25 protein-coding genes are annotated in these 21,933 nt (G+C 72.7%); 15 read left to right on the top strand and 10 right to left on the bottom strand.

Annotation, left to right across the window (positions count from 1 at the left end; translation table 11 throughout):
- Positions 1–193 precede the first annotated feature (193 nt).
- The 3 genes from ACZ4YL_RS20070 to ACZ4YL_RS20080 all read left to right on the top strand — a co-directional run bounded on the left by ACZ4YL_RS20070 (position 194) and on the right by ACZ4YL_RS20080 (position 3,077).
- On the top strand, positions 194–1,639 hold the full coding sequence (locus ACZ4YL_RS20070; RefSeq protein ID WP_468118003.1) for a tyrosinase family protein: 1,446 nt from the start codon (positions 194–196) through the stop codon (positions 1,637–1,639).
- Positions 1,639–2,469, top strand: a complete 831-nt coding sequence (locus ACZ4YL_RS20075) for a copper chaperone (protein ID WP_468118005.1) — start codon at positions 1,639–1,641, stop codon at positions 2,467–2,469. Before ACZ4YL_RS20070 ends, ACZ4YL_RS20075 begins: the two co-directional genes overlap by 1 nt.
- Before the next feature lie 314 nt (positions 2,470–2,783).
- The gene (locus tag ACZ4YL_RS20080; protein WP_468118007.1) at positions 2,784–3,077 is read left to right on the top strand and encodes a hypothetical protein; all 294 of its coding nucleotides are present in this window, start codon (positions 2,784–2,786) and stop codon (positions 3,075–3,077) included.
- 6 nt (positions 3,078–3,083) lie between these two features.
- Here ACZ4YL_RS20080 and ACZ4YL_RS20085 read toward each other — a convergent pair whose 3' ends face one another.
- The gene (locus tag ACZ4YL_RS20085; protein WP_468118009.1) at positions 3,084–3,632 is read right to left on the bottom strand and encodes a GNAT family N-acetyltransferase; all 549 of its coding nucleotides are present in this window, start codon (positions 3,630–3,632) and stop codon (positions 3,084–3,086) included.
- Between the two features lie 103 nt (positions 3,633–3,735).
- Here ACZ4YL_RS20085 and ACZ4YL_RS20090 point away from each other — a divergent pair, with 103 nt between their 5' ends.
- From ACZ4YL_RS20090 to ACZ4YL_RS20100, 3 genes are read left to right on the top strand one after another with little or no spacing between them, the layout of a single operon-like run.
- Positions 3,736–4,347, top strand: coding sequence for a TetR/AcrR family transcriptional regulator (locus ACZ4YL_RS20090; protein ID WP_468118011.1), 612 nt, complete (start codon positions 3,736–3,738; stop codon positions 4,345–4,347).
- 28 nt (positions 4,348–4,375) lie between these two features.
- Positions 4,376–5,287: an SDR family oxidoreductase gene (locus ACZ4YL_RS20095; protein WP_468118013.1), complete on the top strand. Its 912-nt coding sequence runs from the start codon at positions 4,376–4,378 to the stop codon at positions 5,285–5,287.
- A 52-nt stretch (positions 5,288–5,339) separates the two neighbouring features.
- Positions 5,340–6,737, top strand: coding sequence for a DUF7824 domain-containing protein (locus ACZ4YL_RS20100; protein ID WP_468118015.1), 1,398 nt, complete (start codon positions 5,340–5,342; stop codon positions 6,735–6,737).
- A 33-nt stretch (positions 6,738–6,770) separates the two neighbouring features.
- Here ACZ4YL_RS20100 and ACZ4YL_RS20105 read toward each other — a convergent pair whose 3' ends face one another.
- Positions 6,771–7,730 (bottom strand): MBL fold metallo-hydrolase, encoded by a 960-nt coding sequence (locus ACZ4YL_RS20105; RefSeq protein ID WP_468118017.1) that lies wholly within the window; start codon positions 7,728–7,730, stop codon positions 6,771–6,773.
- Between the two features lie 185 nt (positions 7,731–7,915).
- Here ACZ4YL_RS20105 and ACZ4YL_RS20110 point away from each other — a divergent pair, with 185 nt between their 5' ends.
- From ACZ4YL_RS20110 to gap, 3 genes are all read left to right on the top strand, one after another.
- Positions 7,916–9,178, top strand: coding sequence for a hypothetical protein (locus ACZ4YL_RS20110; RefSeq protein ID WP_468118018.1), 1,263 nt, complete (start codon positions 7,916–7,918; stop codon positions 9,176–9,178).
- A gap of 85 nt (positions 9,179–9,263) precedes the next feature.
- Entirely contained in the window at positions 9,264–10,289 is a 1,026-nt protein-coding gene (locus ACZ4YL_RS20115) for a GlxA family transcriptional regulator (protein WP_468118199.1), read from the top strand.
- Between the two features lie 104 nt (positions 10,290–10,393).
- Positions 10,394–11,392, top strand: a complete 999-nt coding sequence (gene gap, locus ACZ4YL_RS20120; protein WP_468118020.1) for a type I glyceraldehyde-3-phosphate dehydrogenase — start codon at positions 10,394–10,396, stop codon at positions 11,390–11,392.
- A gap of 145 nt (positions 11,393–11,537) precedes the next feature.
- Here the strand turns inward: gap and ACZ4YL_RS20125 are convergent, their stop codons facing one another.
- The gene (locus tag ACZ4YL_RS20125) at positions 11,538–12,962 is read right to left on the bottom strand and encodes an MFS transporter (RefSeq protein WP_468118201.1); all 1,425 of its coding nucleotides are present in this window, start codon (positions 12,960–12,962) and stop codon (positions 11,538–11,540) included.
- A 160-nt stretch (positions 12,963–13,122) separates the two neighbouring features.
- Between ACZ4YL_RS20125 and ACZ4YL_RS20130 the strand changes: the two genes are divergently transcribed.
- A complete protein-coding gene (locus ACZ4YL_RS20130; RefSeq protein ID WP_468118022.1) occupies positions 13,123–13,995 on the top strand; it encodes a helix-turn-helix transcriptional regulator in 873 nt (290 codons plus the stop codon).
- Between the two features lie 55 nt (positions 13,996–14,050).
- Here the strand turns inward: ACZ4YL_RS20130 and ACZ4YL_RS20135 are convergent, their stop codons facing one another.
- Positions 14,051–14,731, bottom strand: a complete 681-nt coding sequence (locus ACZ4YL_RS20135; RefSeq protein ID WP_468118024.1) for a class I SAM-dependent methyltransferase — start codon at positions 14,729–14,731, stop codon at positions 14,051–14,053.
- Positions 14,732–14,776: 45 nt separating this feature from the next.
- A complete protein-coding gene (locus tag ACZ4YL_RS20140; protein ID WP_468118026.1) occupies positions 14,777–15,220 on the bottom strand; it encodes a MarR family winged helix-turn-helix transcriptional regulator in 444 nt (147 codons plus the stop codon).
- Between the two features lie 103 nt (positions 15,221–15,323).
- On the opposite strand from ACZ4YL_RS20140, the gene ACZ4YL_RS20145 reads away from it, so the two are divergent.
- Positions 15,324–15,716, top strand: coding sequence for a nuclear transport factor 2 family protein (locus tag ACZ4YL_RS20145; protein ID WP_468118028.1), 393 nt, complete (start codon positions 15,324–15,326; stop codon positions 15,714–15,716).
- Positions 15,717–15,760: 44 nt separating this feature from the next.
- On the opposite strand, the gene ACZ4YL_RS20150 is transcribed toward ACZ4YL_RS20145, so the two are convergent.
- Positions 15,761–16,147 (bottom strand): VOC family protein, encoded by a 387-nt coding sequence (locus ACZ4YL_RS20150; protein ID WP_468118029.1) that lies wholly within the window; start codon positions 16,145–16,147, stop codon positions 15,761–15,763.
- Positions 16,148–16,162: 15 nt separating this feature from the next.
- Positions 16,163–17,359, bottom strand: a complete 1,197-nt coding sequence (locus tag ACZ4YL_RS20155) for an FUSC family protein (protein WP_468118031.1) — start codon at positions 17,357–17,359, stop codon at positions 16,163–16,165.
- Positions 17,360–17,530: 171 nt separating this feature from the next.
- On the opposite strand from ACZ4YL_RS20155, the gene ACZ4YL_RS20160 reads away from it, so the two are divergent.
- The gene (locus tag ACZ4YL_RS20160) at positions 17,531–17,716 is read left to right on the top strand and encodes a hypothetical protein (RefSeq protein ID WP_301374131.1); all 186 of its coding nucleotides are present in this window, start codon (positions 17,531–17,533) and stop codon (positions 17,714–17,716) included.
- Between the two features lie 123 nt (positions 17,717–17,839).
- Here ACZ4YL_RS20160 and ACZ4YL_RS20165 read toward each other — a convergent pair whose 3' ends face one another.
- Positions 17,840–18,232 (bottom strand): hypothetical protein, encoded by a 393-nt coding sequence (locus tag ACZ4YL_RS20165; protein WP_468118033.1) that lies wholly within the window; start codon positions 18,230–18,232, stop codon positions 17,840–17,842.
- 173 nt (positions 18,233–18,405) lie between these two features.
- On the opposite strand from ACZ4YL_RS20165, the gene ACZ4YL_RS20170 reads away from it, so the two are divergent.
- Both ACZ4YL_RS20170 and ACZ4YL_RS20175 read left to right on the top strand, forming a co-directional pair.
- The gene (locus ACZ4YL_RS20170; protein WP_468118034.1) at positions 18,406–18,765 is read left to right on the top strand and encodes a PRC-barrel domain containing protein; all 360 of its coding nucleotides are present in this window, start codon (positions 18,406–18,408) and stop codon (positions 18,763–18,765) included.
- Between the two features lie 118 nt (positions 18,766–18,883).
- Entirely contained in the window at positions 18,884–19,768 is an 885-nt protein-coding gene (locus ACZ4YL_RS20175) for an oxygenase MpaB family protein (RefSeq protein ID WP_468118036.1), read from the top strand.
- Positions 19,769–19,777: 9 nt separating this feature from the next.
- Here the strand turns inward: ACZ4YL_RS20175 and ACZ4YL_RS20180 are convergent, their stop codons facing one another.
- Positions 19,778–20,086 (bottom strand): hypothetical protein, encoded by a 309-nt coding sequence (locus ACZ4YL_RS20180; RefSeq protein ID WP_468118037.1) that lies wholly within the window; start codon positions 20,084–20,086, stop codon positions 19,778–19,780.
- 65 nt (positions 20,087–20,151) lie between these two features.
- Positions 20,152–20,991, bottom strand: a complete 840-nt coding sequence (locus ACZ4YL_RS20185) for a class I SAM-dependent methyltransferase (RefSeq protein WP_468118038.1) — start codon at positions 20,989–20,991, stop codon at positions 20,152–20,154.
- A 134-nt stretch (positions 20,992–21,125) separates the two neighbouring features.
- Between ACZ4YL_RS20185 and ACZ4YL_RS20190 the strand changes: the two genes are divergently transcribed.
- Entirely contained in the window at positions 21,126–21,863 is a 738-nt protein-coding gene (locus ACZ4YL_RS20190) for an ArsR/SmtB family transcription factor (protein WP_468118040.1), read from the top strand.
- Positions 21,864–21,933: the final 70 nt, after the last annotated feature.

The following is a 21,933-nucleotide window of genomic DNA, read 5'->3' on the forward strand; positions in this document are numbered from 1 at the left end:
TAGCTGCTGTACCGGCGGGCGAATCCCGAGTGGCCGGCTGCCCGCGCGCCGAGTCGATCACGGAATGCCGTTTGGGTAGGGTTCATCCCGAATTTGTTCGCGACCTCACTCGATGGAGAACGGGCGGCACGGCGATGCGGGGAACGGGAGCGCGGGAACCGCATCACGGCCGGCGTGACGGAAGGCGGACGCGGTGAGCCCTCAGCCGGTCGTACACGTGCGCAGGAACGTGTGGACCCTGCCGGAAGACGACCTGACGCTCGCGCACTACGCGGCAGCCGTCACCGAGATGAAGGGGCGGGACGCGGACGACCCCACGAGCTGGGCCTACCAGGCGGCCATCCACGGGACGTCCGAGACACCGCCGAAGCCGCTGTGGAACAGCTGCAGGCACGGCTCGTGGTTCTTCCTCTCCTGGCACCGCATGTACCTCTGGTACTTCGAGCGGATCGTCCGCGCCGCGGTCGTGGACCTGGGCGGTCCGGCCGACTGGGCGCTGCCGTTCTGGGACTACGACGCCGATCCGTCGCAGGCCCGGATCCCGCCGGCCTTCCGGGACGAGGAAGGCGGCGCCAACCCGCTGTTCGCCGAGCGGGCGCACCGCCTCAACCTGGGTGAACCCCTGCCCTTCGAGATCACCTCCCCGGCCTATGCGATGGGGCGCACCCAGTTCGTCGGCGAAGCCGAGTTCGGCGGTGGCATCACTCCGGACGGCGATGCCTTCTGGAACCGGGACGGAGCGGTCGAGAGCACCCCGCACAACGCCGTGCACAGCCACATCGGCCGCTGGATGGGGAGAACCGACACGGCGGCGCTGGACCCGATCTTCTGGCTCCATCACGCCAACATCGACCGCCTCTGGTTCGAATGGGCGAGCCGCCCGGGACACGGCAACCCGACGGACCCACGCTGGATCACCCAGGAGTACCGGTTCTTCGACGCCGACGGGAGCGAGCGGAGACTGGCGGCCTCCGCCGTCGTCGACATCGCCGGTCAGCTGGGGTACACGTACGAGTCGCCCGTACCGGTTCCGCCGCCGCCTCCCGTTCCGCCCCTCTCCCCCCTCTCCCCCCTCTCCCCCCTCTCCCCCGTGCCCGAGGTGTCGATGAGTGGTCCGAACGCGTCCGGGCCGACGCCGCCCAAGCGGCGCGAGATGGCTGGCGCGTCACAGCAGACCGTGCAACTCGTCGGTCGCGCCGCGAGCGTCACCGTACCGATCGACCAACGGACGACGCGGTCGCTCGGCACGGCGCTGGGTGTCCCCGTCCCCGAGGCCGATCGACGTGTGTACCTCAACGTCGAGGACATCGAGGGCGAGCAGAACCCCGACACGGTCTACGGCATCTACGTCAACCTGCCCGACGGAGCCCCCCGTGAACTGGCGGAGAGCCACCGGGTGGGCAACCTGTCCTTCTTCGGCATCGAGCGGGCCCAGGATCCCCGCGGCGACGAGCACCCGCACGGTCTGCGGGTGACCGTCGAGATCACCCCGCTCGTGCGCAGGCTGGTGGCGGAGAACGCGTGGGACGACCGTGCGCTGCGCGTGACGTTCCTTCCGCTCGGCGCGCACGGGCCGGCCGACGCGGAGACCGAGGACCCTCCGGTCGAGATCGGGCGGGTCAGCCTCGGCTACACCTGATGACGACGCACGCCGCGGCCCGGACCCGGTCCCCGTGGACGGCGCCCGTGCGGCGGTTGCTGCGGCCGCGTGTCTCGCTCGGCTTCGAGCTGGTGGCCGTCGCCGTCTGGATCGCCCTGGCCGCACCGGCCGTGACGGCCGTAACGGGCGGGGCGCACGGTGCCGACGGCGCCGGCCGCACCCTCGTTACCGGGACCTCGCACCACCACGTGTCCACGGCGCACGCGGCCCACGGCGCCGCCGGTTCCGGGGATCTGGGGATGTGGGCGCTGATGAGCGTCGCGATGATGCTGCCGGCGGCCGTCCCCGCGCTCGCGCACGTGGGCACGAACAGCCTGCGACGGCGCCGGCAGCGCGCGATGGCCACGTTCGCGGCCGTCTACCTGGCGGTCTGGATCGGGTACGGCGCACTGCTCCTGGGGGCGGCACCGCTGTGGGCGCGGCTGCCGGACGACGTCGTACTCGCCTGCGCGCTCGTCCTCGCCGCCGCCTGGCAGCTGACCGTCCACAAGCGGCGCGCCCTGCGCGACTGTCACCGTTCCTCCCCGTTGCCGCCGGCCGGCTGGCGCGCGGTGGCGGGGGCCGGCCGCTTCGGGCTGCGCCAGGGAGGCGCGTGCCTGCGTTCGTGCTGGGCGATGATGCTGGTGATGGCCGTGGCGAGCGGCAGGAGCGGGAGCGGGATGTTCGCGTGGATGGCCGTGCTCACCGGGATCGTCATGACGGAGAGGCTGGCCCGCAAGCCGCGGCGCCCCACGCAGCTCGCCGCCGCGGTACTCGCCGCGGCCGCCCTGGCGGTCGCCCTCCCGGCGGCCGGCTGGCGGTGGTACTGAGCAACGGGGGCGGCGCTCCCGCGCCGGAATGCGCTCGGCCCGGCGCGGGGTGAAGCTGAAGATCGAGCTCGCTCCGGAAGACGGCCCCGGGTACCGGGAGGCGCGGACATGAGGGTGCAGAGCAGTTCCGGTCCATTGCACGTACAGGCCATCGCCGGGTCACCGATCCCGAGACGGAGCTGGTGGCCTGCGGCCTCGTCGAAGAGGGTGGCCTCGCGGGCTGGGCGGCCGAGCACGACAACCCGTTCTCCGAAAACATCGAGTAGCTGCACACGAGGTACCCGCTGATCGACCCGCTCGGCGACGATCCGATCGTGGTGAGCGGCTCGGCCAACTTCAGCAATCCCTCTGCGAACAGGAACGACGAGAACATGCTGGTGATCCGGGGCGACCACGGCCTCGCGGAGATCCATTTCACCGAGTTCTCCCGCCTGTTCAACCACCACCGCTTCCGGGACTCGCTCCGCCTGGCCGCGCACCAGCCGACGCCCGGCCCCGAGACGGGTGTCGAAGCCCCGGTGCCGCTCATCGCCGGGCACTGGTCGGACAAGTACTACGACGAACCGGCGCGGGACCACCAGCGCCGGCTGCCGGCCGGCTCGCCGTAGAACGCCTCAGACCTCGGGGAGGGACGGATCGGGTGTCCAGGGGTTCGGTGCGGTGATGGCCCAGCGTTCGTGGTCGCGCCAGTCGCCGTCGATGTAGAGGTAGGCGGGCGAGAGCCCCTCGTAGCGGAAGCCCAGCCGCCGGACCAGGGCCAGGGATGCCTCGTTCGCCGGCTGGATGTTGGCCTCCAGCCGGTGGAGCCGCAGGTCGGTGAAGGCGTGCCGCAGGGTGGCGGCGACCCCTTCGGTCATGTACCCGCGCCCCGCGGACGGGGCGAAGGCCGCGTAGCCGAGGGACGCGCCCTGGTAGCGGCCCCGGATGACCGAGTTGATGTTGACCATGCCGACGGCTGCGCCGGTCTCCCGGACACGGACCAGAAAGCCCAGGTTGGCGCCGTCGTCGAAGCGGCGCGTCCAGACCTGGAACTCCTCCGCGGTCGCGGGGAGCTGCATCCATGGCCGGTGGAGCTCGGAGCTGGCCCGCACGAGCGTGCAGAACTCGTCCTGGTCGGAGGGGGTGAGCGGGCGCAGTTCGACCCGTGACGGCATATCGATCATGGACCAACGTTAGGTCCTGTGAGGGGCGCGGGCCAGGTCGCGGACGACCCGCACCCTCGCATGCTTTAATAAATGCACGTGCATTTATTAAAGAGGAGCGACAGTGGCCGGACGTCCCCGTGGGGTGGAAGACGCGGTGATCCTGCGTGCGGCGGTCGAGGTGATGGGACGGCTGGGGCCTTCCGGGCTGACTCTGGCGGCGGTGGCCCGCGAGGTCGGTCTGGTGCCCGGCACGCTCGTTCAGCGGTTCGGCTCCAAGCGCGGCCTGATCCTGGCACTGGCCGACCGGTCCGTGCGGGACACGGACGCGCTGCCCGACCGGATCCGCGGGGAGCAGGGCTCGGCTCTTGGGGCCCTGGCCGCCCTGCTCGCGGAGTGGACGGCTCCGATGGTCTCTCCGGAGACCTACGCCAACCATCTGGCGTTCCTGTGCATGGATCTCACGGATCCCGAACTGCACGAGCGGGCCCTCGCCGTGCACGAGGCGCAGCGTCGGGCGGTCGGAACGCTGCTGGCGCAGGCCGTTTCCACCCGCGAGCTCCGTGCCACGACGGATGTCGAGGCGCTGACCGCGACCGTGCAGGCCGTCACCTCCGGCACGGGTCTCAGCTGGGCACTCGACCGCCGGGGCACCCTCGTCCAGCGCGTCCGGCACGGACTCGACGCCGTGCTGGCCCCTCATGTCGCCACCACCACCGCCACCGCCGCCTCGTGAAGAATCCGCTGGAAGACCTGGAGAAGAGATGACGACGAACACGCGACAGCTCGCCGGAAAGGTCGCGCTGGTCGCGGGCGGCACACGGGGCGGCGGGCGGGGGATCGCCATCGAGCTCGGAGCCGCCGGCGCGACCGTCTACGTGACCGGCCGCAGCAGCGGAGCGCGGCGCTCCGACCTCGATCGCCCCGAGACCATCGAGGAGACGGCCGAGAGGATCACCGCCGCCGGCGGTGTGGGCGTCGCGGTCCGCACCGACCACAGCGACCCGGAAGAGGTACGGGCCCTCGTGGCGCGGATCGCGGCGGAGCAGGACGGCCGACTCGACGTCCTGGTCAACTCCGTCTGGGGCGGCGACCCGCTCACCGACTGGGAACACCCCCTGTGGGAGCAAGACTTGGACCAGGGCCTGCGCCTCCTGCGCCGGGCGGTGGAGACCCACGTGATCACCAGCCGGTACGCGCTGCCCCTCATGGTCGCCCGCAAGAGCGGCCTGGTCGTGGAGGTCACCGACGGCAACACCGCCCGCTACCGCGGCTCCTTCTTCTACGACATGGCGAAGTCGGCGGTGATCCGGCTGGCCGTCGCGCAGGCGGCCGAGCTGCGGCCGCACGGCGTCGCGGCCGTCTCCCTGACACCGGGGTTCCTGCGCTCGGAGGCACTGCTGGAGCATTTCGGCGTCACCGAGGCCAACTGGCGTGACGGCGCCGCCAAGGACCCGAACTTCGCCCACTCCGAGACTCCCGCCTATCTGGGGCGGGCGGTCGCGGCCCTGGCGGCCGACCCGGACGTCATGGCCAGGACCGGCCGGGCGCTGGCCACCTGGGATCTCTACAAGGAGTACGGGTTCACGGATGCCGACGGCACCCAGCCCGACTTCGCCGCGCACTGGGCCAGGAATCTGGAGGCGGAGTACGGGCCCCTCGGCGACCCGCTCTGACTCCACCACGCAGGCGGCGGCACTGTCAGTGGCAGGGTCTAGCCTGCATCACATGATCAAGGGGGAATTCGCCGTACCGTCACCGGGTGCGCTCGCCGACGAGGTCGCGGCCGTGCTGGCCGGTCGCCACGACCCCGGCGTGGTGCCGTTCGAACGGGTGCTCAACGCCGTGGTGAGCCACAGCTTCCGCGACCGGGAGGCACTGGCCGCCGCCCTGGGCTCCCTCCCGCGCGAGTTCAAGGTGAAGCCGCACGCGCAGGTGCGCTGCACAGCGGGCATCGTCGGCGCGGCGGTCGGTCCGGTACGGGCGGAGGAGTCCTGGGAGAGCGCCGGGGCGGGCTGGCTCGAACTGTGCCAGCACGTGGCGCTGGACTACATAGCGGGCGCGCGCACCGGCGAGGTCGCCGCACGGTTGCGGGCCGGTGACCCCGTGCCGTTCCTGCTCTCCGTACCGAGCGGGCCGACGGGCGCGGTGGAGCCGTACGAGCTGGTCGAGCGGCTCGCGGAGTACGAGCGCCTCGGCGTCCGGCCCGGACCGGCGGACCTGGGGCAGGCGCTGCTGCGCTGCGGCGGCCGGGTGGACCCCGAAGTGGTGCGCGCCGCCGAGAGGCTGGAACTGGCGGAGGGGCCCCGGGTGGCCGCCTGGCTGCGGCAGGGGGGGCTGCCCATGCCGGCGTGGTGGCGGGAGCGCGAAGCGGGTGAGGCCGAGCGTCCCAGCCGGCGCCGGGGAGCACGCATCGGCCGCCGGATCCTGGTCGGGCACGAGGCCGTCGAAGGCCGCGGCGCGTTCCCCCGGCAGTTCTGGTCACTGTTCCGGACGTTCGAGCCGCACCTCTCCTGTCCGCACTGGTCCCTGCCGGACCACCGGGACGCCCACACGGTCGCGACCCTGCCCTGGCACCCGGAGATAGCCGCGGCCCGCCTGCTGACGGGTGTCGCGTCGGCGGCCGACCAGGACGGCTGTGGATCCCCCGCCTTCCTGGAGGCGCTGGCCTCGGCCGACGGCCCGGCCGGGCCCGCCGTGCATCTGGCCGTGGCCTACGGGCTCGCCTCCGTCCCCGAGCGCGACCGGGAGGCCGCCGTAAGGGCGCTGGTGGTGCTGGCCTCGCGGGGCCGGCTGGACGGCGAGCTGCTGGGACGGGAGCTGACCGAACTCGTGGGGCTCGGCACGCTGAGGGTGCCCCTGCTGACCGGGTCACTGCGGGCGGCCGTCACCGTACCGGAGGGCGCCGGGGCCGTCTGGGCGGTCCTGGCCGGCGCCCTCCCCGGTCTGCTGGCCCGTACCCGGCCTCAGGTGCACGGGGCTCTGCTGGCCGTCGCGGCGGACTCCGCCCGGCTGTCGGGCGCGCGCGGCGAGCTGCCCGAGGTGACGGCGCTCGCCGGGCGACCGGGTTCCTCCCAACTGCTCAGGCAGGCACGGAGGCTGCGGGACGCGCTGGCGGGGGCCTGACCCGGGGGGCCCGGGAACGGCGGACCGCGGCGGTCAGCCGTGCTGGTGCTGCTCGGGCAGCCGGCTGTCCGGGTGCGCCCACAGCAGTACGTTGCCGGGCCGCTCGTCGTGGAAGAAGTCCAGGACGTCCTGGTCCGAGTGACGCAGGCTGAAGTGGGTGAGGACGAACAGGGTGTCCGGGTGGGCCTCGACGACGGGCTTCAGCCGGCTCCAGACGGTGTGTCCGACCCGGTCGGCCCGCTCCAGTTCGGCGTCGTCGAGAAACGTGCACTCGGTGATGATCACCGGGTACTCGAAGAGCCACGGGTTGTCCTCGAAGACGCTCACGTGGGTGTCGCCGAGGAAGGCGAACAGCGGCCTGCGCACCTCTCGTTCGACCTCGGCGCCCTCCTTGCGGCGCTGCGCCAGGATGCGGCCGAACTCCGCGGTCCGGCCCTGTCCGGCGAGGGTGTGCCGCAGTTCCTCGTACTCGGGCAGCAGGGCCTTGCGGCGTTCGGCGAACGCGTATCCCACGCAAGGCACCTTGTGCACGCACTCCACCACCCGTACGTGGTGGCCGCGGCGTCCGAAGGTGAACTCGTCGCCGCCGCGTACCCCGTGGAGCCGGCAGCCCTCGGCGAGGGCCGGATCGTAGCCGGTGGCGTGGTTCAGTTCGGCGGAGGCCCGCAGAAAACTCTCCACGTACGGCGCCGCCGCGGCGGGCAGGTGGATGTCGACTCCGCCGGGCCTGACCGCGAGGTAGTCGAGGTCCTTTGAATGGTCGTGGTGCGTGTGGGTGAGGAAGACGGTTTCCGGCTGACGCCCTTCCGCCAGTCCGGCGTCGAGCGCGCAGCGCAGTTCGGGGATGTGGAAGAACGTCTTGTCGTTGGCGCGCGAGTACCCGGTGAGGGTCAGCTCGGTGCCGGGTATGCGCCAGGTCTTCCACTGGCGGAACGGGTGTCCTTGGTCCAGCCGTTCGGGGTGGGCGGGGGTCCGCGAAGGGGCCTGTGTCATCGGTGCCTCCGTCGGACCGCCATGATCGGGTGAAGGCCCGATCGTAACGGGCGGCTCCCTGTCGCGGCCCTCCGTTTTCCTCCCTCGTCCCACCCTTCCCAATGCACCGGAACCGGTGGACGCCCGTTCCCCGAGGACCCGAAGATGGGGCCGGCCCGCTCTCGGTGGGCCGCGGAGGGAGTGCCATGACGACGTCACCGGTGGCCGGCAGGCCGGCGCCACCACCGAGCACCGCCCGAGAGGTCCCGGACAAGACCAAATGGGCCGTCAAACCGCTGAACGACGGCAAGTCGGCCTACGCGTTACCCGCCGAGTGGAAATCCGGTGCACTGCACCACAAGATCTCCAAGGAGCGACTCAGCTCGATCGCCGAGCAGCTCACCCCGGCCTGGAACGCGCAGAACCCGCAGCTCCAGGGGGCGGCGCGGGCGTTCTGGAATCTGTGCTGGGCGGTGGCCGGCGAGAGCGTCGCCGAGGCCGTGGCCATGGCGGGGCACAGCGGCAGCCCCAACCCGCACCGGCTGCTGTGGAACCTGCCGCTGATGGTGTCGCTCGGCCCGCAGAGCCCGGCCAACGACCCGGGCATGAACTTCGACCCCGACACGGAGTCGGTGCCGGGCGGCCCGGGCACCCGTCGGATGGACGCCGTGTCGGTCGCGCTCAAGGAACTGGAGACCGCCTGGCTGACCGCCGCCGGCGCGGACAACGGACGCGGCGTGTACGACGCCGCGCTCTGGACCACCCTGCACCGGCACCTGCAGACCGCGCACACCGCCGCCGAACGGATCGAGCGCGGTGAGCGGGTGCTGTACCCGCCGCTGCGCGAGCAGTGGGTGTACGACTCCACGACCAAGCAGAACCTGCGCAAGGGCCTGACGCCGTTCCCGACGCCCGAGCAGGGCCGGCGCCTCTTCGCCGCGGCCCGGTCGAACGCGCCGTCGATCGCGGCGTACGCCGCCTCCGGGGCCGCCGCCGCGACCGCCACGGTCCGCGCCACCGTGGGCGGGCGGCAGGTCACCCTGCGGCTGACGGCGGCCGAGGAGAACGTGCACCACGTGTGCGTACGCCACACGCTCACGTTCTTCGACTTCACTGACGCGTCCCGGCCCCGGCCGATCAACACCTTCTGGCCCGACGTGCGCACCTTCGCCGATGCCACGGCCCTCGCCACGACGCTGCTGCCGGGCATCGGGCGCAGCTGTCTGCGTGAACTGGACCGCACGCTGGGCAACGTGGCCAAGGCGGCCGAGTGGCTCGACGAGGTGCTGGAGATCGCCAACGAGGAGGTCGACGGCCGGCTCGTCTTCTACAACGTGCAGTTCACCGAGGTGAACGGAACGGACGCGGCTCCGGCCGTCGAGGCCGTCATCGAGTCGTTCGCCCCCGACGGCTCCGACGGTCCGGGTTTCACCCGCGGGGACCTGGACCTCATCGCCCGGCAGCTGTAACGCCGGCCGCGACGCTCTCGGCGCACCAGCCGCGCCGGGAGCGACGCGGGGCATGCCCATGGCACCCGGGCATCGGCCGTGCGGCCTGCCGGTGGGAGGCCTGGGGCGGCCGGACACGGACCGTCCCCTCCCCCGCCGTACCCTGAATCCCGTGCCGCCCCGCTCCCGCCTCCACCGTGTAGCCGTCCTCGTCCTGGAGGGCGCCAAGCCCCTCGACGTCGGAATCCCCGCGCAGGTGTTCACGACCCGCGCGAGCATGCCGTACGAGGTACGGGTCTGCGGCGCTGCTCCCGGCCTCGTCACCGGTGGCGACGGCCTGTCGTACCACGTCACCCACGGGCTCGACGCGCTCGCGTGGGCCGACATCGTCTTCGTCCCCGGCTACCGCTTCCCCGACCGCGAGGACCCGCCGCGGGCGGTCATCGACGCGCTGATCGCCGCGCACGAGCGGGGGGCGCGGCTCGCCGCCATCTCGACCGGCGCGTTCGCGCTCGCCGCCACCGGTCTGCTCGACGGCAAGCGCGCCACGACCCACTGGCACTACGCGCGGGCCCTCGCCGCGAAACATCCGCTCATCCGGCTCGACGAGAACGTCCTGTTCGTCGACGAGGGCAGCGTGCTCACCTCGGCCGGCGCCGCCTCGGGCATCGACCTGTGCCTACACATCCTGCGCCGCGACCTCGGCGTGGCCGCCTCCAACCATGCGGCCCGGCGCCTGGTCGCGGCCCCCTACCGCAGCGGCGGCCAGGCACAATACGTGCCGCGCAGCGTGCCCGAGCCGCTCGGCGAGCGGTTCGCCGCCACCCGTGAGTGGGCGCTGCACCAGCTGGGCGAACCGCTCACCCTGGAGGCGCTGGCCCAGCACGCGGGGGTATCGCCCCGGACCTTCTCGCGGCGCTTCGCCGAGGACACCGGGTACACGCCGATGCAGTGGGTCATGCGAGCCCGGATCGACGTGGCACGGGAGCTGCTGGAGCGTTCGGAGCGCAGCGTCGAGCAGATCGCGGACGATGTCGGCCTCGGCACCGGCGCGAATCTTCGCCTGCACTTCCACCGCATCCTCGGCACCACCCCGACCGAGTACCGGCGCACCTTCGCCCAGGGCGAATAGCCCGGGACCGCCGGTGGCGAGATCCTTACGAACCATGGCGATCTCGCCGCTGTCGCGGAGGGTGACCGGCAGCGAACCTGATGGCGAACGAAAGGGACATCGTCATGACTCGCATTGCCATCAACGGATTCGGCCGCATCGGACGCAACGTGCTGCGTGCGCTCCTCGAGCGCGACACCGACCTCGAGGTCGTGGCCGTCAACGACCTGACGGAGCCCGCCACCCTCGCGCGGCTGCTCGCGTACGACACCACGTCCGGCCGCCTCGGCCGCCCGGTGACCGTCGAGGGGAACGTGCTCGTCGTCGACGGACACCGGATCACGGTGCTGGCCGAGCGCTCGCCGGAGCAGCTGCCCTGGGCCGAGCTGGAGGTCGACCTCGTACTGGAGGCGACCGGCCGCTTCACCTCGGCCGAGGCCGCCCGCGGCCACATCAAGGCCGGCGCGCGCAAGGTGCTCGTCAGCGCTCCGTCCGACGGCGCCGACGTCACGCTCGCGTACGGTGTCAACACCGACGCGTACGACCCGGCCCTGCACACGATCGTCTCGAACGCGTCCTGCACCACCAACGCGCTCGCCCCGCTGGCCGCCGTGCTCGACGAGCTCGCGGGCATCGAGCACGGGTTCATGACCACCGTGCACGCCTACACGCAGGAGCAGAACCTGCAGGACGGCCCGCACCGCGACCCCCGCCGTGCCCGCGCCGCCGGCGTCAACATCGTGCCGACCTCGACCGGCGCCGCGAAGGCGATCGGCCTCGTACTGCCGCAGCTCGACGGCAAGCTGTCGGGCGACTCCATCCGCGTGCCGGTCCCGGTGGGCTCGATCGTCGAGCTCAACACCACCGTCGCGCGCGACGTGACGCGCGAGGAGATCCTCGAGGCCTACCGCACCGCGGCGCAGGGACCGCTGGCCGGCGTGCTGGAGTACTCCGACGACCCGCTCGTGTCCTCCGACATCACGGGCAACCCCGCCTCGTCGATCTTCGACTCGGAGCTCACCCGTGTCGACGGCCGCCACGTCAAGGTGGTCGCCTGGTACGACAACGAGTGGGGCTTCTCGAACCGCGTGATCGACACGCTCACGCTCCTCGCCGCGGGCTGAACCGACAGCGGTCCCCGGTGGGGGCGCGCCCGGCGCCCGCGCGCGGTAGGTCCTGATCACCGGTCCCGGTGAACGGACCGGCCGCGCGCGGGCGCTTCGGCGTACGTGCCCGGCCGCACCGGTGCTCCGTGTCCCTGCCGCTCGCTCAGCGCATACGGGGAAGGCGGAGGCTGAGCAGGACGGTCAGCGCGATGAGGCCGAGCTGGACGAGCAGGGTGGTGGACACGGCCGCACGCATGCCGGCCGTCGGAACCAGCGCGAGGAAGAGGCTGCCGAGCGTGGCGACGCCGAGCGCCACGGCGGACTGCTGGGCGGTGATCATGACGCCGCTGCCCGCCCCGGCCCGGTCTGCGGGAACGTCCGAGAGCGTCAGGCGCATCAGCACCGGCATCTGGAAGCCCTGCCCCAGTCCTGCCAGGGCAATGCCCGGAGCTAGTACGGCCACGCCGAGGTCCGGCCAGCCGTGCCGCAGGGTGGCCAGCAGGAGGGCGATCCCGGCGGCCTGGATGACGCCTCCGGCGGTGACGATCCGGCTGCCGAAGCGGGTGATCAGGCGCGGACCGGCCAGTGAGGCTCCGAAGAAGGCGACGGCCATCGGCGCCAGCGCCAGGCCCGCCGTCACCGGGCCCATGTCCAGGCCTTGTTGGAGGGTCACGGCGAGGACGAACATGAAGCCGCCGAAGCCGACGGAGAACGGCATCAGGAGTGCCAGGCTGCGCCTCAGCGACTCCAGCCTCAGCAGGCTCGGCGGCACCAGCGGGGTGTGCCCCTTACGGTCGGCCCGGCGCTCGGTGAAGTAGAACGCCGCGGCGGCGACGGGGAACACGCCCAGCGAGATCCAGGTCCACAGCGGCCAGCCAGCGGCCCGCCCCTCGGTCAGCGGCAGCAGCAGCGAGACCAGCGACAGCGCGAGCAGCAGGGTGCCGGGCACGTCCACGGCCGCGGGCCGGCCGGACCGGGTGTCCGGGACGGTGCGCACGGCCAGGAGCAGCCCGAGGAGCACCACGGGAACGTTGACCAGGAACACCGCGCGCCAGCCGGTTCCGCCGAGGTCCGCGGCGACCAGGACGCCGCCGAGGATCTGCCCGGCGACCATGGACAGGCCCCCGGTGGCCCCGTACAGGCTCATGGCGTGGGCCCGGCGGGGGCCCTCGGTGGTGGCCTGGATGGTGGCGAGCACCTGCGGCAGCATGAGGGCGGCGGACGCGCCCTGGGCGACGCGGGCGGCGACGAGGGCCCAGGCGTTCGGGGCGAGGCCGCAGGCGAGCGAGGTGACGCCGAAGGCGGCCATGCCGATGAGGAACAGCCGGCGGCGGCCGAGGCTGTCGCCGACGCGCCCGCCGAGGACCAGCAGGACGGCGTACGCGACGCCGTAGCCGCCGACGACCAGCTCCAGGAGGGCGGGGCCCGCGGCGAGGTCGTGCTCGATGGACGGGAGCGCGACGTTGACGATGAAGAAGTCGATCAGGGGCAGGGCCGCGCCCAGGAGCACGGTGAACAGGCCGAGGCCGCTCAGGTGAGGCGCGGGGGCACTGCGGACGGGGGCACTGCGAACGGAAACGCTGTGCACGGGGTCGCCGTGCACGGGGTTGCTGCGTACAGGGTTGCTGCGTACAGGGATCTGAGTCACCCTCCGACGATCTCCCGGCTGTCAGACGGGTACCAGAGTGTCGTTATCCAGGTACCAGGACTACCTGGCAACAGGATGGGCGGTGCGGCAGGCTGGGATCATGACCACTGTTGCTCCTGGAAGCGATGTTCGGCGGCACGAGCTGGCCGAGTTCCTGCGCACCCGCCGTGAGCGGATCACTCCCGAGCAGGTCGGGCTGGTGCGCGGGCCGCGCCGACGGACCCCGGGGCTGCGCCGTGAGGAGGTCGCGCACCTGTCGTCGGTGGGCGTGACCTGGTACACGTGGCTGGAGCAGGCGCGCGACATCCAGGTGTCGGGGCAGGTGCTGGACGCGGTCGCGCGGGCACTGCTGCTCGATGTGAGCGAGCGGGAGCACCTGTTCTCGCTGGCCGGGAGCCTCGACCCGGTGCAGCCTGCGGTCTGCCCCAGCGTGACGCCGTCCGTGCGGGCCATCATCGACCAGCTGGGCCACATCCCGGCGTGCGTCCAGAACAGCCGGTACGACATCGTCGCCTACAACGCCACCTACGGGCGCCTGCTCGGCGACCTGGACAGCAAGCGGCCGGATGAGCGCAACTGCATGTGGCTCGCCTTCACCGACCCGGAGTGGCAGGAATCGGTGGTCGACCTGCCGAGCACGCACCGGATCATGGCGGCGAGGTTCCGGGCGGCGATGGCCGAGCACCTGGCGGAGCCCGCGTGGAAGACGCTGCTGGCCCGGCTGGAGGGGGCGTCGGCGGAGTTCCGGGAGGTGTGGGCCCGCCACGAGGTGGTCGGCGGGCAGGTCGCGAAGTCGAAGTACATCCGCAACGCGCACGTGGGCATGCTGTACCTGGAACACAACAACCTGTGGCTCGGACCGCGCACCGGCCCGAGGCTCGTGACGTACGTACCGCTGGACCAGGAGTCGCGCGAGCGCCTGGAGGAGCTGGAACGGCTGACGGCACCGGCCGGTGCGGGGCTCCTCGGCTGACGCCTCGCCTTGTCCGTCCGCACCGCTGATCGGATTCGTTCGGCCTGCGCGCGGACTACACCGCGGACGAACGCCGTGACGCCGTCGGGCCATCCGCATCCGGGTCCTGGTCGAGGCGGGCCAGCAGGTGGGCGTCGAGGAACCCCCGCTCGGAGGCCGGATCGTGGAGCAGCCGGGCGAAGGTGGTGAACCCGGCCCCGGCCAGCAACTCGGCGAACCGGTCCACCGGCCAGCTGTAGGCGGGCGTCACCTTGTGGTCGAAGCGGACCGGCTCCGGTCCGTCGGTCGCGAAGAACGAGACCAGGAGCAGGCCCCCTCGCGCCATCACACGCGCCTGCTCGGCGAGCAGCGCGGGCAGTTCGCCGGGCGGCGTATGGATCATCGAGTAGTGGGCCAGCACACCGCCGAGCGCGCCGTCCCCGACCGGCAGGTCCTCCATCCGCGCCTCGTCGAACCGCAGCCCCGGATGGGCCCGCCGGGCATGGTCGACCATGCCCGGGGAGAGGTCGAGACCGAAGGCGTCCAGCTCCAGCTCGTGGAGCATGGCCGTCAGATGCCCGGGCCCGCACCCGATGTCGGCCGTCCGCGGGTTCCCCGTCCCGCGCACCAGCTCGGCGAAGGTGCCGAGCATGGCCCGCGAGAACGGCTGCTCCTCCAGCCGGCCGGCGAACATCGACGCATAGAGCTCGACGACCCCGTCGTAGGCCGCCCTGGTCTCGTCCTGATGCTCCATCACGGGGAAGAAGCTAACACCGCCGCCGTTCGCGGCTCCCAGGGCCGTCTACGCGAACGGGCCTTCGACCGTGAAGCGGCGCAGGTGGCGGGCGAATGTCTCGGCCTCGCCCGGGGGCCAGGAGGACAGGCTCGCCGTGATGTGGTCCGCCAGGCGCGCACGCAGCTCTGCGACGACCAGCCGCCCTTCGCCGGTCAGGACGAGGAGGTGCGCGCGCCGGTCGGTGGGGTCCGGTTCGCGGCGGATGAGGCCTGCGGCCTCCAGCCGGGAGGCACGGCGGGTCACGCCGGAGCGGTCGACCCCCACCTCCTGGGCCAGGTCCGCCGCACTGCGGGAGCCGCTCCGGGCCAGGGCGCTGAGCACGGGGTAGGTCACGGCGTCCACGGCCTCACCCATGCCTTCCGTGAGCCGCTGGTGCAGGTGCGTGCGGGTCGTGCGCTTGAGCAGGATGCCCAGCGCGTCTGCGATCTCGTTCCCGGTCTCGTTGTCCACGACAGAAGAATAGCGTGCGCTGCGCACGCATCACTGCTACGGTTGCCGAAGTGCGTGCGCCGCGCACGCATTGCCGACCTGCTACGCATCGAAAGGCAGTCCCATGACTCGCACCGGTATCACGGCCGCCCTCACCGACCTGCTCCTCAACCGCGACCTCACCGTCCAGGAGGCCGCCGACCGCCACTTCGCCCCGGAGTACCGTCAGCGCACGGACGGCCGGTGGGCGGACCGGGCCGGCTTCATCGAGCACATCGCCCACCTGCGCACTGTCGTCGACCACGGCCACGTCGAGGTCCACGAGGAGCTGTACGACGGCGGCAAGTACGCCGACCGGCACACCGTCCACATCGCGAAGACGGACGGTTCGACGGTACGCACCGAGGTCTACCTGTTCGGCGAGTTCGCGCCCGACGGCCGCTTCAGCCGCATCGAGGAGACCACCCTGATGCTCGAAGGAGCCGAGTCCGACCGCGACCTCGGGAGCGCCCGATAGGCCCCGTCCGGGCGCGCCGCGGCGATCCCGGGGCGGGCCTTGGATCAGGGGCGGAAGCGCAGGGGGTGATCGGAGGGAACCTCGACCACGGCGATCCGCACGCCGTCGGGGTCGGCGATCCACATCTCGATCAGACCCCAGGGTTCGCGCTCGGGAGGCCGCACCACCTCGGCGCCCCGGCCGCGCAGTTCCTCGTACGCCGCCTGCACGTCCTGGACCTGGAGCCACAACCGCAGGCCCGGCGCGGGCGGGGCCTCGGCGCGGCCGGACAGTTCGAGGAAGCCGCCGCCGAGGAAGTAGACCGTGCCGCGGTCGGGGCCGGTGCCGAACTCGCGGTGGACGGCCAGCCCGAGGGTGTCGCCGTAGAAGACGCGCGAGCGTTCGGGGTCGGTGGGGCGCAGCAGAACCCTGCTGCCCAGTACGTGCACCATGAGCCCTGCCTTCCCTCACCCACGGCCCTGCCGCGTCCGCCTCAGCGGCTTCCAGCGCCTGCGCCGGGTACGGGTGTGCTGGTCGAGTTCCTCCAGCAGGCGCTGGGAGCGCTTGTCCACGCCCAGCTCGTCCAGGACCCGGTCGATCTCGCTGAGCAGCGCGCCGCTCAGCTGCCAGTGTGCCGGGTCCTCGCGGGCGGAGGCCAGCAGCAGGACCGCGAGCCGGTCGCGGTGGGCCCGGGCGACGGCCAGTTCGCCGGTCAGGCGGGCCTCCGCGTCTTCCGCGTTGGCACTGACCTGTGCGGTGATCAGCTGGGCGAAGCTTTCCACCGCGATGGCCGTGTGGCGCGTCACCTGCCCCAGCGCGGCCGCGGTCGCGGGGTCGAAGAGCGGACCGTCGGGGCGGGCCCGGGCCAGGTCGGTCAGCGTGCGGCAGGCCACGCGGAGCACGACCGCGCAGATCTCCAGGGTGTCCAGGCCGGTGCGCAGCACCAGCCTGAAGAGCAGCCCCTCCTTGACCCGCGGATTGAGCCGGAGGCTGTCCTCGGCCTGCCGGAGGGCGGCATCGACCTGGGCGATGTCGTTGTCGAGGCGGCGTGCCTCGTGCAGCCGGGCCGCGGCCTGCTCGACCCGGGCCGGTCCGGAGGGTTCCTCGCCGAGGTGGTCGAGCAGCCGGCTCATGCGCCCGGCGAGGTCGGTGATCGCGGCGCCGGCCGGGCCGACCCACAGGGGTGGCGCCAGGAGCAGGTTGACCAGCAGCCCGACCACCGCACCGATGACCGTTTCCAGGACCCGGTCCCAGGCGGTGTCCGCGACCTGGGTGACGCCGAGGACGAGCATGGCGCTGATCGCGACCTCGGGCACGAACTCGTCCACGCGCACCAGGTGGCCCACGACCAGGGAGGCGAGGATCAGCAGGCCGAGGCTCCACCAGGTCAGACCGACCAGGGCGCTGAAGCCGATCGCGATCAGCACGCCGACGACCACGGAGTTCACCCGGCGGATGCTGGTGGTGAGGGTGGAGTACAGGGTGACCTGGACGACGAGGAGCGCGGTCAGCGGGGCGGTCAGCGGGCTCGGCTCGCTGCTCAGGTGGAGCGCGACGACGTAGCTGATCACGGCGGCGGCGGTGGACCGCAGGGCCTGGACGGCGACCGGCTCACGGCGGCGGCGTGCGACCCGGGTGGCGAGGCTGCTGATCGTTTCCGGCATGCGGGGCGCCTTCCCGCTGCTGGGCCGGATGACGCATGGCGTGGCCGCCGGGCCCCGATCGGCCGAGGATGGGCCGTACGAGGAGGGCGACCCGGCCGCTCGCGGGCAGGCGGTGGGCGTCCGGGGGCGGTCCCGGTCGGTGAGATCCACGAGCGTGAGGGAGAAACACCCATGAAGGGTAAGGACGACAGGCATGAGAAGTCGGGAGAGGGTCGTGCGGAGCAGGCACAGGAGCACCCCGGTCCGGACCCGGTACACCCCGAGGCCAGCAAGCGGGTCGAGGGCAAGAGCCCGGAGGAACTGAGGCGGCGGCAGGAGCGGAAGACGACCCGTTCGGGCGACGACGACGCGGAGTAACGGCCCGGAATAGCGGCCCGGAGTAGCGGCGTCGGGCCGGACGGCGGGACGGCCGCACCGCCGGACCCGCCGGAGCCGGACGGCCGCGGGGCAGGGAGCGGGGCAGGGAGCGGCGGCGAGGTCCTACGGGCCCTCGTCGTAGGTCCCTGCCTCGATCTCCAGGGCGAGCTCCTGAAGGACCCCGATCGAGGAGATGTCGGTCCGCCCGCTGTCGTGCACCATCGCGAGGCTGGTGAACGCCAGGCTGAAGCCCGAGACCATGGTGTGCAGGGCCGGCCCGAGCGCCTCCGCCACCAAGGCGGCCACCTGCTGCGGAGACGCGTCGGCCGGCACCCGGATCGACGGCAGCATCTCGTTCAGGAGCAGCGTGGCCACGCCGGCCGTCGGCGGCGACCCGGCGCCGTCCTCCCCGGCCTCGCCGTTCCCGTCGTCCTCCCCCGCCTCGGCGGCCCGGCGGATGTCCTGGGCGTCGGTGAGGATGCCGATCACTCGCTTGAGTACCTCTGCGCGTTCCATCTGCGGAGCGTAGCCCCGAGCCGCGGACCGGCGCCGGGGTTCGCCCCACCAGGCCCTGCCCCGGCCCCGTCTCACGGGGCATCAGCCCGGATCGGGGGCGGATGTGTAACCGCGGCCGCGCCGGGCAGACGCGCCGTGACGACACGGGATCGATGGAGGGAGCTGTTCCAGTCATGTCCGAGAACGTCTGGGCCTACCGCGTCACCGTTGACCGCATCACGGACGTGGACCTGTCCGGCTACAAGGTGGAGGCGGCCGACGGCAGCATCGGAAAGGTCGACAAACACTCCGACGAGGCGGGATCGGCCTATCTGGTCGTGGACACCGGCCCGTGGATCTTCGGCAAGGAGGTCCTCCTCCCCGCGGGTACCGTCACCGGTATCGATGTGGAGGAGAAGCGGATCCGGGTCGGGCTGACCAGGGAACAGGTCAAGGACGCCCCGGAGTTCATACGGGACGAGCACCTGGAGAGCACCGACTACCGGCGGCTGCTGGACGGTTACTACGGCATCATCCCGCCGCGCTGGCTGTGATCCACGGCCGGAGGGCGTGCCGGTGACACAGGCGCCGGGCCGTACTCGCGGCCCGGCGCCTGCGGTGCGCACGGGCACCGTGCCCGGTTCGGGTCCGAGTCCGGCACATACTGGAGATATGGCTAGGGCGACGACGGTCCAGCGGATCAGGCGGCAAGCCGGCGAGGCGGTCTTCCTGCGCGTCGCCGGGCCGGACGGGCCCCGGAACAGGGCGCGGATCCACACGACGCCCGGACCTCGGTGGTTCGCACCGGAACGGCCGGTGCGGCGGGTCCACGGGGACGCGTCGATGTTCGTCGGCGGGCTGGCCGCCCTGCTGCTCCAGTCCTTGCACCCCCTCGCGATGGCCGCCGTGGCGGCCCACTCGGGGTACCGGGGTGACCCGTGGGGACGGCTGCACCGCACCAGCACCTTCCTGGCCGTCACCACGTTCGGCACGAGCTCCGACGCCGAGGCGGCGGTGGCCCTCGTACGGGAGGTGCACGCGCGCGTCCGGGGGCGAACGGCCGACGGCATCCCGTACCGGGCCGACGATCCGGAGCTGCTGACCTGGGTGCACATCGCCGAGGCGGACTGCTTCCTTCGGGCCCACCAGCGGTACGGCAGACGCCCGTTGGACCCCGCGGGCTGCGACGCGTACCTCGCCGACACCGCGCGCGTGGCCCGCGCGCTGGGGGCGGACCGGCCGCCGGAGAACGCGCGCGAGCTGGCTCTGCGGATGGCGCGGTACCGGCCCGGCCTGCGGCCGACGGCGGCCTCCCGGGACACCGCCCGGTTCCTGCTGACCGATCCCCCGCTGCCCGGGGCCGCCCGGTTGCCGTACGCGCTGCTGGCGGCCGCGGCCGTGGATCTGCTGCCGCCCTGGGCGAAGTCGGCCGTGGCCGCCGAGGTGCCCACGGCCGCCCGGATACCGCCCCTTGCCGCTCGCGCGGGCGGCCGGGCCGTGACCCGGGCGATCCGCTGGGCGCTGCCGCCGGCTCCCCCGCCGCCCCGGCCCGGCTGAGGGCGGACCTCAGTACTCCTCGTCCGGGTAGCCCCAGCGGATCTCCGGCTCGGCTCCTGCCGCCACTGCGGCGACCGTCGCCGCGAACACCCCCTCGAAGTGCGGTTGCCACAGGTAGAAGCGGGAAATGCCGAGCGGGAAGTCGGAGTCCCCGGAGACGAAGTACGAGCCGCCGTCGTCCACCGCCACCCCGATCGTGACCTGGTTGGCCATGTCCTCCTCGTACATCAGCTCCTGCAGGGCGCGGACGATCGCCCAGGCCTGCGGTTCGTCGGCGACCCCGGTGACGGTGAAAGCAAGATCGATGTTCACTGACATGCCGGAAGAATAGGCGGGGCCACCGACACCGGGGTCGTCCCGGCCACGGGCTTACGGGGCGCGGGCTACGGGCGGGTGGCGGTCACGAGGTAGTAGTCCAGGATCTGCTGCTCCCAGGCGGCCAGGAAGTTCCGGGGCCAGGTCCCCGGCGCCCAGAGGCGGGCGAGCCAGCGGTCCCAGCCGGGCCAGACCTGCGGGCCGATCGAGGAGACCCGCACGTCGGCGAAACCGGCTTCGGCGAGGGCACCGGCGAGCCTGGACACCGGCCGCGCGATGTCCAGGCCGCTGGCGAACGAGTCGAGCAGCCCCGCGAGCCGCTTCGCGGGCTCGGGCGCCCCCTCCACGGTGAAGAAGCTGGTGACCGCCACCCGGCCGCCCGGGCGCACCACTCTCGCCGCCTCCCGGGCGAAAGCGGTCAGGTCCGGGAAGTGCTGGGCGGCCTCCACGCTGTAGAGGCAGTCGAACTCCGCATCGCCGAGCGGCAGGTCCTCCGCGGCCCCGAGCGCGAAGCCGATCCGGTGCGGCTGCGCCGCGAGGAGCGGGGAGTTGGCTTCGCGGGCCCGCCGGAGCTGCTGGGGGTGGATGTCCACCCCGGTGACGGCCGTGGGCCCGTACTCCTCCAGCGTGAGGGCGCACCCGAGGCCGAGACCGCAGCCGACCTCGACGGCCCGGCCGCCTTGAGGGGCCACCGCATCGAGTACGTGCCGGTAGAGGTCCTGCTCGCTGCGGATCCGGTCGCCCTGCGACAGCGGCTGCCCGAGATCCACCGCCTTCCAGTAGCCGAAGTTGATGAACCCTCCGGCGAAGACCGGAACGGCGCTGAGATCGGCCGGCCCGTACGTGTCCCACACCTCGGGCCGTACGACCGGGGACGGCCGCTCCGCGGGGTCACCCGACGACACCACCCCACCACCTCCTCGTGACGGGGACGTCCTGCCCCCGGCCCTCAGTGTGGCGGGCGGACCCCCGGTCGCGACAGTGGACCTCAGCCCGTACAGATCGTTCGTTGTTTGCCGAAATCATGGGGCATCCTGGACTTATGAACGAAACGCATCCCGGAGCGACGTCCGCGGGCGGAGCGGCCCCCGCGGCCCTGCTGGCCGCCTTCGCCGCCGCCCTGGCCGACGAGACGCGGGCCGCGATCTGCATGACGCTGCTGGAGGGCCGCGCCTGGACCGCGGGCGAGCTGGCCCGGATCACCTCGGTGGCGCCCTCCACCATCAGCGGCCATCTGACCCGGCTGCTCGACGCGGGCATCTGCGTGACCGAGCGGCAGGGCCGCCACAGCTACGTGCGCATCGCCGACGGCGCGACCGCCCGCCTGCTCGACGAGCTCGCCTCGCACGCCGTCCCGGACCGGGACGCGGCGCACGCCGTCCCCGTGGTCGCCGCGCCGGACCCGCTGGCCCGCGCCCGGACCTGCTACGACCACTTCGCCGGGCGGCTGGGCATGGCGGTGACCGACGCGATGGAGCGGCGCGGGCTGCTGCGCACGCAGGACGTGTTCGAACTGACGGAGGCCGGCCGCCTCTGGTGCGCAGAGGCGGGCATCAGCCTGGCCGGCGAGGGACGCAGGCGGCTGGCGAGTTCCTGCCTGGACTGGACCGAGCGGCGCCGCCACCTGGGCGGCCTCGCCGGGGCGCGGCTGTGCGCGCGGGCATCGGAGGAGCAGTGGGTGGTGCGCCCGGCGGGCGGCGGACGGGCGCTGGAGGTGACCGATGCCGGGGAGCGGGCCTTCGGCGATCTGCTGGGGCTCACACCGGAGGCGTGGAGCTGAGCCCTGCCTCCCGGCACGAAGGGGGCATCAATTCGGTCGACACCGAAATGTTCGGGTCGTAGGGTGGGCT

This window comes from Streptomyces sp. NPDC030021 (assembly GCF_055574035.1).

Bases quoted from the DNA above. Each gene is read 5' to 3' on its own strand.
- ACZ4YL_RS20105 (WP_468118017.1), bottom strand. From the start codon at position 7,730: ATGACACAGGCCCCTTCGCGGACCCCCGCCCACCCCGAACGGCTGGAC.
- ACZ4YL_RS20175 (WP_468118036.1), top strand. From the start codon at position 18,884: ATGGCTAGGGCGACGACGGTCCAGCGGATCAGGCGGCAAGCCGGCGAG.
- ACZ4YL_RS20095 (WP_468118013.1), top strand. From the start codon at position 4,376: ATGACGACGAACACGCGACAGCTCGCCGGAAAGGTCGCGCTGGTCGCG.
- ACZ4YL_RS20110 (WP_468118018.1), top strand. From the start codon at position 7,916: ATGACGACGTCACCGGTGGCCGGCAGGCCGGCGCCACCACCGAGCACC.
- ACZ4YL_RS20145 (WP_468118028.1), top strand. From the start codon at position 15,324: ATGACTCGCACCGGTATCACGGCCGCCCTCACCGACCTGCTCCTCAAC.
- ACZ4YL_RS20150 (WP_468118029.1), bottom strand. From the start codon at position 16,147: ATGGTGCACGTACTGGGCAGCAGGGTTCTGCTGCGCCCCACCGACCCC.
- ACZ4YL_RS20160 (WP_301374131.1), top strand. From the start codon at position 17,531: ATGAAGGGTAAGGACGACAGGCATGAGAAGTCGGGAGAGGGTCGTGCG.
- ACZ4YL_RS20180 (WP_468118037.1), bottom strand. From the start codon at position 20,086: ATGTCAGTGAACATCGATCTTGCTTTCACCGTCACCGGGGTCGCCGAC.
- ACZ4YL_RS20100 (WP_468118015.1), top strand. From the start codon at position 5,340: ATGATCAAGGGGGAATTCGCCGTACCGTCACCGGGTGCGCTCGCCGAC.
- ACZ4YL_RS20190 (WP_468118040.1), top strand. From the start codon at position 21,126: ATGAACGAAACGCATCCCGGAGCGACGTCCGCGGGCGGAGCGGCCCCC.
- ACZ4YL_RS20130 (WP_468118022.1), top strand. From the start codon at position 13,123: ATGACCACTGTTGCTCCTGGAAGCGATGTTCGGCGGCACGAGCTGGCC.
- ACZ4YL_RS20075 (WP_468118005.1), top strand. From the start codon at position 1,639: ATGACGACGCACGCCGCGGCCCGGACCCGGTCCCCGTGGACGGCGCCC.
- gap (WP_468118020.1), top strand. From the start codon at position 10,394: ATGACTCGCATTGCCATCAACGGATTCGGCCGCATCGGACGCAACGTG.
- ACZ4YL_RS20155 (WP_468118031.1), bottom strand. From the start codon at position 17,359: ATGCCGGAAACGATCAGCAGCCTCGCCACCCGGGTCGCACGCCGCCGC.
- ACZ4YL_RS20170 (WP_468118034.1), top strand. From the start codon at position 18,406: ATGTCCGAGAACGTCTGGGCCTACCGCGTCACCGTTGACCGCATCACG.
- ACZ4YL_RS20085 (WP_468118009.1), bottom strand. From the start codon at position 3,632: ATGATCGATATGCCGTCACGGGTCGAACTGCGCCCGCTCACCCCCTCC.
- ACZ4YL_RS20165 (WP_468118033.1), bottom strand. From the start codon at position 18,232: ATGGAACGCGCAGAGGTACTCAAGCGAGTGATCGGCATCCTCACCGAC.